General features: G+C 58.0%; 11 protein-coding genes and 1 pseudogene. 4 read left to right on the top strand and 8 right to left on the bottom strand.

From position 1 onward, the window contains the following. On the top strand, positions 1–126 hold a 126-nt coding region (locus tag JNM42_RS05270), incomplete at its 5' end, for a SlyX family protein (RefSeq protein ID WP_294267286.1). Between the two features lie 9 nt (positions 127–135). Here the strand turns inward: JNM42_RS05270 and JNM42_RS05265 are convergent. Further along, complete coding sequence (locus JNM42_RS05265; RefSeq protein WP_294267284.1) at positions 136–2,028, bottom strand: U32 family peptidase; 1,893 nt, start codon at positions 2,026–2,028, stop codon at positions 136–138. 164 nt (positions 2,029–2,192) lie between these two features. On the opposite strand from JNM42_RS05265, the gene JNM42_RS05260 reads away from it, so the two are divergent. Then, entirely contained in the window at positions 2,193–2,477 is a 285-nt protein-coding gene (locus tag JNM42_RS05260; RefSeq protein ID WP_294267282.1) for a hypothetical protein, read from the top strand. A gap of 151 nt (positions 2,478–2,628) precedes the next feature. On the opposite strand, the gene ettA is transcribed toward JNM42_RS05260, so the two are convergent. From ettA to JNM42_RS05240, 4 genes are all read right to left on the bottom strand, one after another. Continuing rightward, positions 2,629–4,293 (bottom strand): energy-dependent translational throttle protein EttA, encoded by a 1,665-nt coding sequence (gene ettA, locus JNM42_RS05255; protein WP_294267280.1) that lies wholly within the window; start codon positions 4,291–4,293, stop codon positions 2,629–2,631. A gap of 180 nt (positions 4,294–4,473) precedes the next feature. Next, the gene (locus JNM42_RS05250) at positions 4,474–5,019 is read right to left on the bottom strand and encodes an ACT domain-containing protein (protein WP_294267274.1); all 546 of its coding nucleotides are present in this window, start codon (positions 5,017–5,019) and stop codon (positions 4,474–4,476) included. A gap of 50 nt (positions 5,020–5,069) precedes the next feature. Further along, positions 5,070–5,717 (bottom strand): GDSL-type esterase/lipase family protein, encoded by a 648-nt coding sequence (locus JNM42_RS05245; protein ID WP_294267271.1) that lies wholly within the window; start codon positions 5,715–5,717, stop codon positions 5,070–5,072. 338 nt (positions 5,718–6,055) lie between these two features. Then, positions 6,056–6,832 carry a ferredoxin--NADP reductase gene (locus JNM42_RS05240; protein WP_294267268.1) on the bottom strand — a complete coding sequence of 259 codons (777 nt, stop codon included), beginning with the start codon at positions 6,830–6,832 and terminating at the stop codon, positions 6,056–6,058. A gap of 98 nt (positions 6,833–6,930) precedes the next feature. On the opposite strand from JNM42_RS05240, the gene JNM42_RS05235 reads away from it, so the two are divergent. Beyond that, positions 6,931–7,857, top strand: a complete 927-nt coding sequence (locus JNM42_RS05235; protein WP_294267265.1) for a LysR substrate-binding domain-containing protein — start codon at positions 6,931–6,933, stop codon at positions 7,855–7,857. Positions 7,858–7,903: 46 nt separating this feature from the next. Here JNM42_RS05235 and JNM42_RS05230 read toward each other — a convergent pair whose 3' ends face one another. The 3 genes from JNM42_RS05230 to JNM42_RS05220 all read right to left on the bottom strand — a co-directional run bounded on the left by JNM42_RS05230 (position 7,904) and on the right by JNM42_RS05220 (position 9,105). Further along, positions 7,904–8,404: a hypothetical protein gene (locus JNM42_RS05230; RefSeq protein WP_294267262.1), complete on the bottom strand. Its 501-nt coding sequence runs from the start codon at positions 8,402–8,404 to the stop codon at positions 7,904–7,906. A gap of 97 nt (positions 8,405–8,501) precedes the next feature. Further along, a complete protein-coding gene (locus JNM42_RS05225; RefSeq protein WP_294267259.1) occupies positions 8,502–8,825 on the bottom strand; it encodes a hypothetical protein in 324 nt (107 codons plus the stop codon). Then, positions 8,812–9,105 carry a toxin gene (locus JNM42_RS05220; protein WP_294267257.1) on the bottom strand — a complete coding sequence of 98 codons (294 nt, stop codon included), beginning with the start codon at positions 9,103–9,105 and terminating at the stop codon, positions 8,812–8,814. Before JNM42_RS05220 ends, JNM42_RS05225 begins: the two co-directional genes overlap by 14 nt. A gap of 184 nt (positions 9,106–9,289) precedes the next feature. Here JNM42_RS05220 and JNM42_RS05215 point away from each other — a divergent pair. Beyond that, positions 9,290–9,646: pseudogene (locus JNM42_RS05215) on the top strand (transposase); the annotation flags it as partial. Positions 9,647–9,739: the final 93 nt, after the last annotated feature.

The raw sequence follows: 9,739 nt of genomic DNA, 5'->3' as shown, positions 1-9,739 counted from the left end.
TATCGGCAACAACAGCAGCTCGATTTGTTGCAGGAACAGTTACGGGTTCTCTACGGGCAGATGCAGGCCCATGCCGAACCTGCCGAGCCGCGAAATTTGCGAGAAGAAATTCCGCCGCATTATTGACGGGCCGCGCTACCTGATCGCCAGTTGAATCGTCCGGTTTTTCTTCAGTTTGCCCATAACGTGCATTTCGCAGGGCTTGCAGTCAAAGCGCAGGGTCAGCTTCTCATTGCCGTTGATCAGAACCATCGGGTCGGGGCGTATGCCCTTGACCTGTTTGGGGCAGAGCTTGAAGCTGTAACGCAGGCAGTGCTTGGTGATCATCAGCGACACCTCACCCCTTTCGGTGTGGCACTCATAGGCCGGCTCGATCACGCTGACCCCGTGTTTCTCGTAGAAGGCACGTGCTTTCTTGTTGAAAACATTGCCCAGATAGCTCAATGCGGCTTCCGGGTAGATGGCGGGAGGATCAACCGGGGCGCAGCGAGAAGGGCGTTGATAGGCGGCCATGCGAGCGATATCGAGTGCTTCAAACGTCGTGCGGCGAAGCGCATTGAGCGCAGAAGCCGGCACGAACCATGCGGTGTCGATGGCCAGATCGATGGATTCGACGCTGTAAATGGTGGAGCCGAGTTTGCTCAGATTCTCGCGCAGGGTGCTGAGCGCCCGCTCGGCATTCTGCGCGGGCTCCCTGGCGTGTGGCAGATGACCAACGGCGCTGACCCCTTCATCGTCCTCTATGTGCAGGGCAAAGCCGTCCGCTGTTTCCTCAAAACGTAGTCTGGCCGGGATACGCCGCTCGGCCGACTTTTTCTCCAGTTGACGCTCGAATTCCTGATCGTGATTGCGATAGAGGCTGGTGCCCACCCGCAGATCGCCGGGCAGCCTGCCATCGCTGAGTGTCGGGAAGAGGCGGTAGCCAGCGCCTGCCACTTCGGCACGGTTGATACGCAGCCCAACGAGTTCCTGATCGGCATTGAAGTAGGTCACCCCATCGCCGTTGTGCAAGGGCGCATCACTACTTGCCTCAAAACTGTCGCGTCCGATCCCGATCACCGTGCCAAGGGGCTCGCCGACGAATTTTGGTGAGGCAAAGGCGCCAATATCGGCCTGGCGGTCTTTCAGGACGTAGTCGGTCGAACCACGGTTGAAGGTTTTTTCGGGTTGCGGGGTAAAGAAAAACGTGCTGCGTCCTGAGGAGCTGCGCCGGCAATGGGGCAGTTCCTCGATGATGGCATCGAGCTGCTGGCGGTAATGCGCTGTGATGTTCTTGACGTAGGAAAGATCCTTCAGCCGTCCTTCGATCTTGAACGAACTGATGCCGGCGTCGATCAGCGCCCGCAGGTTATCGCTCTGATTGTTGTCTTTCATTGACAGAAGGTGCTTGTCCTCGGCAATGATCCGGCCCTCCTGATCGGCCAGCGAGTAGGGCAGGCGGCAGGATTGCGAGCAATCGCCCCGGTTTGCACTGCGTCCGGTGTGAGCGTGGCTGATGTTGCACAACCCGCTGTAGCTCACGCAGAGCGAACCATGCACGAAAAATTCGAGGGCAGCACTCGTCTGTCCGGCGATTTTGCGAATCTGCTCGAGCGAGAGCTCGCGCGCCAGAACGATCTGCGAAAAACCGACTTCTTCGAGAAAGCGGGCTTTTTCGGGTGTCCGGATGTCGGTCTGCGTGCTGGCGTGCAGTTGAATCGGCGGCAGATCGAGTTCAAGCAGACCCATATCCTGGATAATCAGCGCGTCGGCACCGGCGTCGTAGAGCTGCCAGACCAACCGCCTGGCTTCTTCCAGTTCCTCGTCGTCAAGGATGGTATTGAGGGCGACCAGAACCCGAGCATTGAAGCGATGGGCGTGGCTGACCAGTCGAGCGATGTCGGCCACCGGGTTGCCGGCGTTGGCACGCGCGCCAAAGGCCGGGCCGCCTATATAAACGGCGTCGGCGCCATGGACGATGGCTTCGATGCCGAATTCGGCGTTTTTGGCCGGGGCCAGCAGCTCCAGAAGCTTGCTTTTGGGTGGCATGGGGGAACAATCGATGGGCATGGCGCACATTGTAGTGCCATGCCGGACTTCCTGTAAGCGCCGTTTGAGCCCGGCAAATTATTAAAACTCTGTGTCAACCGGTTCTCAACGACGGCGTTAATTAGCACATGGGCGAGCATACGCCATACTTGACGGAGACAAAAATGGGTAGTCTGAGTAATGAATCCTTTGATCAATTCCTGGATTCTCTGAAACAAGCCGGTGTCGCGATCAGCAACGAACTTGAGTTGCGCGAGCGTCTGGCCGAAGCGCAACGCTGGCGTTTCGCCTTTGCCACTCTGGCTTCCAACGGTCGCCCGCTGGGTATCCGTTTTCAGGATCACAGCGCCGGTGTGAACGAAGCCGAGATCCACAGCGCATTTACCCGGTTCCAGTTTCCGGAAAGCATGGAAGTGGCTTTTGCCGCCAGCCTCCGGGCAGAGCACTGATCAGCGGTTTGTCGCGCAAGCGTTTGTCGCACAAGAACGCGGCAAACCCGTAAGAGTCCACTTATTGTCGGCAACCCGCCGGTTTCAGGTGGAATAAAAGACCCGCAGAGTCAAATCTGCGGGTCTTTTTCAATGGGCGAAAACATCGGCCTTAGCGGGTGATCGGCTTGTAGCGAATCCGCTTCGGCTTGGCGCCTTCCTCGCCAAGCCGGCGCACCTTGTCCTCTTCGTATTCGTGGTAGTTGCCGCTGAAGAAGCTCCATTGCGAGTCGCCCTCGCAGGCCAGGATGTGTGTGCAGATGCGGTCGAGGAACCAGCGGTCATGCGAGATCACCATGACGCTGCCGCCGAATTCGAGCAGTGCATCTTCCAGTGCGCGCAGGGTTTCGACGTCCAGATCGTTGGACGGTTCGTCGAGCAGCAGCACGTTGCCGCCGGCGATCAGCGTTTTGGCCATGTGCAGCCGTCCGCGTTCGCCGCCGGAGAGCGTTCCGACCTTCTTTTGCTGGTCCGACCCCTTGAAATTGAAGCGACCGATATACGCGCGTGACGGCGTTTCGTACTTGCCGACGGTAAGGATGTCGGAGCCGCCGGAAATTTCCTCAAACACGGTTTTATTGCCGTCGAGGCAGTCGCGGCTTTGATCGACGTAGGCCAGCTGGACGGTGGTGCCAACTTCGAGTTCGCCCGAATCGGGCTTTTCCTGACCGGTAAGCATGCGGAACAGCGTTGATTTGCCTGCACCGTTCGGGCCGATGATGCCAACGATGGCGCCGGGCGGGACGTTGAAACTGAGCTTCTCGATCAGCAGACGCTCGCCAAAGGCCTTGCTCACATTCCTGAATTCGATGACCTTGCTACCCAGCCGTTCGCCGACCGGGATGAAGATTTCCTGTGTCTCGTTGCGTTTCTGGTATTCGACGCTGGAGAGTTCCTCGAAGCGGGCCAGACGTGCCTTGCTCTTGGCTTGCCGAGCCTTGGGGTTCTGCCGTACCCACTCCAGTTCCTGCTTCATCGTCTTGATGCGGCCGGATTCCTGTTTCGATTCGGTTTCCAGTCGCGCTTCCTTCTGTTCAAGCCAGCTTGAATAGTTGCCTTTCCAGGGGATGCCTTCGCCCCGGTCGAGTTCGAGAATCCACTCGGCGGCGTTATCCAGAAAGTAGCGGTCGTGGGTAACGGCGACCACGGTACCGGGGAAACGCACGAGAAATTGCTCCAGCCACTCGACCGATTCAGCGTCGAGGTGGTTGGTCGGTTCGTCGAGCAGCAGCATGTCGGGTCTGGACAGCAGCAGCTTGCACAGGGCCACGCGGCGTTTTTCGCCACCGGACAGGTTCCTGATCGAAGCGTCCCAGGGCGGCAGGCGCAGCGCGTCGGCAGCCAGTTCGAGCTGGCTGGCGAGATCGGAACCGGCGGCGGCGATGATTGCTTCAAGCCGCGCCTGCTCTTCGGCCAGCTTGTCGAAATCGGCGTTTTCTTCGGCATAGGCGGCGTAGACGGCTTCGAGCTTTTCCTGTGCCTGAACTACTTCACCCATGCCGGATTCGACTTCCTGGCGCACGCTCAATGCAGGATCAAGCTGGGGTTCCTGCGGCAGATAGCCGATGTGCAGTCCGGGCATCGGCGTCGCTTCACCGATGATGTCCTTGTCGACACCGGCCATGATGCGCAGCACGGTCGACTTGCCCGAGCCGTTGAGGCCGAGCAGGCCGATCTTGGCACCGGGGAAGAAGGAAAGGGAAATGTCCTTGATAATCTGGCGTTTGGGCGGAACGATCTTGCCCACGCGGTTCATTGTAAAAACGTATTGAGCCATGGCTGGAGTATTGGAGTCTTGGGTTCTTGGTCAGGAAATCGGATAGGCGAAAGGCCGACTATACGGGCTTGGCGGGAAAAGGCCGTAGCTTACCCGAGAGCGCCCAGAGTGGGCGGAGATGCAGGCGATGGGCCACGGCAATTCAATGAGTCAGCACCAGAATAACGGTACCGTTCAGCATCAGGTCCGGAGGGTTTCATTGAGCGTGATATCGACCATCAGGTCGTTAGACAGATTTTCCAGATCATGGGTCAGAGCACGGACATCAAGCGCTGGCGAGGCGGTCAGCTCGGCGTCGGCATGGAAAAGTATCGCCGCCGACATCGGCGCACTGGCGATATACGTGTTGAGATCTTCAACATTGACCGCGTGCCGGGCGAGAACCTGGGATACCTCACGCACAATGCCGATGCGGTCGTGGCCGACCAGCGACAGCTTCAGCCGTCTCTCACCCACTCTGGATTCGCCTGAGTCTGTAGATTCGGACACCTCGGACGTGATGCTCAGGCCGGGCAGCCTGGCCAGCGCAGTCTTGAGCGCCTCGAGCTGATCTTTGCCGAGGCTGACGCACACGATCCCGGCGAATTTGCCGGACAGGTGCGACATCGATGACTCCAGCCAATTGCCCTGATGATCACTGATGACTCGGGCAAGCTGCTCGACCAGGCCAGGGCGATCATCGCCGATGGCGGTCAGAACGAGTGAAATACTGCTTTTGGCGCTCATGAGGTACTCCGGGCAGGGTGAGGGCGTCATTGTACCCTGTGCCGGAGGCGCTAACGCACGAGGCCCTGTTTGCGCAATGCGCCGGCCACACCCTTGCCGATCTGCCGGTGTCCCTCGCTGTTTGGATGAAGTTCGTCGAGTTTGAGTTCCGGCTTCGAGAGTGTGTCGGAAAGTATGTCTTCGATCACGGGGATATTCTTTTGCTTGCCAATCCCGACATAAAGCGGCGCGTCTGAAAGGCTGGCAAAGACGACGCCGGCAATGTTTGGCTTGGGTACCGCCATCAGGATTGGCCGGTATCCTCGGCGACTGATTTCGCCGATCATCGTTTCGACATTGGCGGCAATGCTTGCTGGCGACTGGCGACGCAGCATGTCGTTGCCACCGAGTTCGATAATGACGGCAAGTGGTTGATGTTCGTCGAGCAGCGCAGGCAATCGTTCGTTACCCCCGGCTGTGGTGTCGCCACTGACCCCGGCATTGATGACCTGCCATCCGGTCTCGGCGGCAAGTGTTCTGGTCCAGGCCTGTTCCGGACTCAATCCGTAGCCGGCGGTAATGCTGTCGCCGATAACCAGCACCTTGGCACCGAAAGGAATGGCCTCGTATTTTTTCCCGGAACAGGCGAGCAGCGCGCTCATGAAAATGAGCACAGCAAGCCACAGCCCGAAGTGCTTTTTCAGTAAGCTGGAAATCATGGGAGGGGTCTCGGGAGTCATCAGGCACAAGAATAGGCCAAATCGACGTAATGAGCACTGTATCTGGACTGAGAGTCCGGGAAAAAATCATTGCTGCTTCCACGCTCGTCACCCCGGCGCAAGCCGGGGTCCAGTTCGTTTATCCGATTGTTTTAATGGATATCAGAGGAAGGCACTGGATTCCGGCTTGCGCCGGAATGAGCGCGAAGCCTGGCCTCGGGCCACGGCTTGGGAGCTGTTTATCAATTTATTTACAGCCACTGAGATAAACCGCCCGATTGAAAACTGCCCAAGTGACCTGAAATCGCAACCCCCGACCTACCATCCAGAAAACCGGATCATTTCTCGACGAAAGCGCGCTCGATAACGTAGTCGCCCATGGCGCCGATGTAGGGCGAGACCTTGAATCCGCGCTGGTCGAGCATGGTGCAGCAATCCTTGATCATGGCCGGGCTGCCGCAGACCATGGCGCGGTCGTGTTCCGGATTGAACGGTGGCAGGCCGATGTCGGCAAAGAGCTTGCCGCTTTCGACCAGGTGGGTGATCCGGCCCCGGTTCTGAAATGGCTCGCGGGTGACGGTCGGGTAATAAATCAGCTTGTCGCGCACCAGATCGGCGTAATACTCGTGATTCGGGAGTTCATGGGTAATGAACTCGCGGTAGGCCAGTTCGCTCACCGTGCGCACGCCGTGGATGAGAACCACCTTCTCGAAGCGCTGATAGCTTTCCGGATCCTGAATCAGGCTGAGGAAGGGAGCGAGACCGGTGCCGGTCGCCAGCAGGTAGAGATTCGTGCCCGGCTTCAGGTCGCGCAGAACCAGCGTACCCGTTGGTTTGCGACTGATGACGACGGCGTCGCCCACCGCCAGGTTCTGCAACTTCGAGGTCAGCGGGCCATTCGGTACCTTGATGCTGAAAAATTCGAGAAACTCGTCATGGTTGGCGCTGGCGATACTGTAGGCACGCGTCAGCGGTCGACCTTCCTGTTCAAGGCCAAGCATCACAAACTGGCCGTTGATGAAGCGCAGCCCCTCGTCGCGTGTGGTGCGGAAGCTGAAAAGGTTGTCGTTCCAGTGATGGACGGAAAGGACGCGCTGGGTGGAAAGATTGGCCATGGTCTGCTCTATGACAGTTTTTGAAGAAATAAATGCTATAACGCGATAACATATCTGTAAAACAGATTATTTAGATAATTAATATCCATGGAGTCGATATGAGGTTCACCTTGCGTCAGATGGCGGTGTTTGTTGCGGTGGCCAGGCAGGAGAGCGTGTCGCGCGCGGCTGAAGCGTTGTCACTCTCGCAGTCGGCGACCAGCACGGCACTGGGCGAGCTCGAACGGCTCTACGCCACGCAGCTTTTTGACCGCGTCGGCAAGAGCTTGCGGCTCAACGAACTCGGGCAGTCGCTGTTGCCGCAAGCGGTGGAACTGATCGAGCGGGCCACGGCGATCGAGACCGTGCTCGAAGGACGTGCCGGTTTCGGCAATCTGCGTATCGGCGCGACGCTGACCATCGGCAACTACCTGGCGACGCTGATCGTTGCCGACTATCTCAAACGGCATCCCGAAAGTTCAGCCCGCTTGCAGGTGCACAACACGGCGACGATCATCGATCAGGTGGCGCGCTACGAACTCGACTTGGGGCTGATCGAAGGCAATTGCCGGCATCCCTACCTGGTAGTCGAACCCTGGGTTGAAGATGAACTGGTGGTGTTCTGTGCGCCGACCCATCGTCTGGCCTTAAAAGGCTCGGCGACGCTAGCCGAGCTTGCTGGCGAGCTCTGGATTGTTCGAGAGTCGGGTTCCGGAACACGCGAGACACTGGATCAGGCGCTACGCCATCATCGTTTCGACCTCAAGGTACGTCTCGAACTCGAACACACCGAAGCGATCAAGCGGGCGGTGGAATTGGGCCTCGGCCTCGGCTGCATATCAAGACTGGCCTTGCGCGAGGCCTTTCGGCGCGGAAGTCTGGTCGCCATCGAAACCCCCGAGCTTGATCTGCTTCGGCATTTCCAGTTTCTCTGGCACCAACGCAAATTCCAGACCGCCGGCATGCGTGAATTTATCGGGCTGTGCCGCGCGATGACCGCTGGCGTCAAACGCAGCGACGAGATCGAATGGCCGTACATCCCTTGATAGGCAACTCAAGGCGATGGACTTTCACTGCCAGCGCCTGGATGGATTAGCGCGCATTCTGACTGACCGCAACTCGCCTGACGCCAAGGATGAGCAGGGCCATCGCCCCTGAGCCCAAACAGAACCAATGCAGTGCGGGTAGGGAGGTAACCCGGAACAGTGGGTTGGCATCGCTGAAAGGTGCAAACGGTGTGATGTCGAAGTGCATGACGCTGTCCAGAACGATATGCGAGCAGGTTCCTGCCGCTGCACCGATTGCAACGGCCAGGAGACTCAGGCTTTGCCATTGGAACGGATTCGGGAGCCAGAACAGGCGCGCAAACCAACGGCATGCAAGGAACAGCGCAAAGGTGGCCAGCGCCACCAATGAGGCGCCCACATAGGTATGGAAGAACCGATGCAGACGCTCCTGGTGAGCGAGCATGTAGTACAGCGGCTCAATATCTATCAGAACGTTTGCCGCACAGAAGGCGAGAAAGCTGACATGCCTCGGTGCAAGGACGTGGATTACTGCACCAGGGCCGAAGTGAAACGGAGTGATTGGCATATGTTGATTCGCTATGTAGAAGTCACCGGCGCTGCTCAGCTTTATCGCGCAGCGTCCCCTGCACCGCAGGGTTGGGTGTCGGCGCCAAAGCGAACATTCAACGGCCAGACGTTACGCGGCGCTTTGTCGCGGGGCGACTTGATTGTTTGGTGGCTCGCGGTTCGGTCAGACGGCCCGTAACGTACTTGTGAAGAACGCTGGCAATAAGCGTCTGGTACGGCACACCTTCCTCAAGTGCCTTAACTTGAATGTCGCTCAAATCGCCAGAAGACAGACGGATGTTGACCCGGCGATCCTTAATGGCCGTAGCGCGTGCTGCTGCCTTGAACTTCGCTAGCTCGGCCTTCGTGGCAACGGACTTCAGTTGGCCTTTCTCAAAGGCGGTGAGGACTTCATGTTCGTAGGCATCAATTTTCGGCATCTGTTTCTCCTTGATTCAAATAGTCTTTCGTTGCCTTGCGGCTCGGGATTATGGTCTTGAGAAAGAAATAGTCTTCCTCTTCAACAAACGGCACCAAATGGACGTAGTTTTCACACGCGACCACGAGAACGCGCTGCCTTGGGTATTTCGCCTGTTTCGGATGAGCCAGGATGTCCAGCAACCCACCGGCCTCAATTGAGACAACAATGTTCTCAAAAGAGATACCCCGCTCAGCTTTGACGGTCTCGTTCTTCTCCGGGCTCCAGCGATATGGTTTCATAAGGGCAGTTTACGCCGCTGTGTGCCTTTTGTCACCACGCCGCGCAGATGCTGACTTCATGACGCCCAACGAATGAAAGGGACTTCCCCGTCCCGAGGAAGCGAATACGCAACCGCACGGCACCGACGTGCCAAAATGGTGATTCTGAAGTCATCCATTTAACGAAACTCGAAAGGGGAAATCCATGAGCATTGTCACTGTTGGAATCGATCTTGCCAAGAACATCTTTGCCGTGCATGGCGTCGATGAGAACGGCAAAGCCGTACTGATCAAGCCGAAGGTCGCGCGGGATCAACTGTTGCCGCTGATCGTCCAGATATCCCCGTGCCTGATCGGCATCGAAGCCTGCTCCGGTGCCCACCACTGGGCCCGGCTGTTCCGGGGCTACGGCCACACCGTCAAACTGATGGCGCCGAAGTTCGTCACCCCCTACCGCCTCTCCGGCAAACGTGGCAAGGACGATGCCGCCGATGCGGCGGCCATCTGCGAAGCTGTCACCCGACCCCACATGCGCTTTGTCCCGATCAAGGAAGAACACCAGCATCCGTAGTGGCTTTGCTCGCGTCTTTTGCGAGCTTAGCCCACTACGCAGGGGCTTCATCAGATCATCCTCACACTGCACCGCACGCGACAA

The organism is Propionivibrio sp., from assembly GCF_016790145.1.
In the GTDB taxonomy this organism is placed as follows: Bacteria; Pseudomonadota; Gammaproteobacteria; order Burkholderiales; family Rhodocyclaceae; genus Propionivibrio.
The sequence above is the reverse complement of the archived record's forward strand: the minus strand, read 5'-3'. Positions and strand labels throughout refer to the sequence as shown.

Bases quoted from the DNA above. Each gene is read 5' to 3' on its own strand.
- JNM42_RS05265 (WP_294267284.1), bottom strand. From the start codon at position 2,028: ATGCCACCCAAAAGCAAGCTTCTGGAGCTGCTGGCCCCGGCCAAAAAC.
- JNM42_RS05260 (WP_294267282.1), top strand. From the start codon at position 2,193: ATGGGTAGTCTGAGTAATGAATCCTTTGATCAATTCCTGGATTCTCTG.
- ettA (WP_294267280.1), bottom strand. From the start codon at position 4,293: ATGGCTCAATACGTTTTTACAATGAACCGCGTGGGCAAGATCGTTCCG.
- JNM42_RS05250 (WP_294267274.1), bottom strand. From the start codon at position 5,019: ATGAGCGCCAAAAGCAGTATTTCACTCGTTCTGACCGCCATCGGCGAT.
- JNM42_RS05245 (WP_294267271.1), bottom strand. From the start codon at position 5,717: ATGATTTCCAGCTTACTGAAAAAGCACTTCGGGCTGTGGCTTGCTGTG.
- JNM42_RS05240 (WP_294267268.1), bottom strand. From the start codon at position 6,832: ATGGCCAATCTTTCCACCCAGCGCGTCCTTTCCGTCCATCACTGGAAC.
- JNM42_RS05235 (WP_294267265.1), top strand. From the start codon at position 6,931: ATGAGGTTCACCTTGCGTCAGATGGCGGTGTTTGTTGCGGTGGCCAGG.
- JNM42_RS05230 (WP_294267262.1), bottom strand. From the start codon at position 8,404: ATGCCAATCACTCCGTTTCACTTCGGCCCTGGTGCAGTAATCCACGTC.
- JNM42_RS05225 (WP_294267259.1), bottom strand. From the start codon at position 8,825: ATGCCGAAAATTGATGCCTACGAACATGAAGTCCTCACCGCCTTTGAG.
- JNM42_RS05220 (WP_294267257.1), bottom strand. From the start codon at position 9,105: ATGAAACCATATCGCTGGAGCCCGGAGAAGAACGAGACCGTCAAAGCT.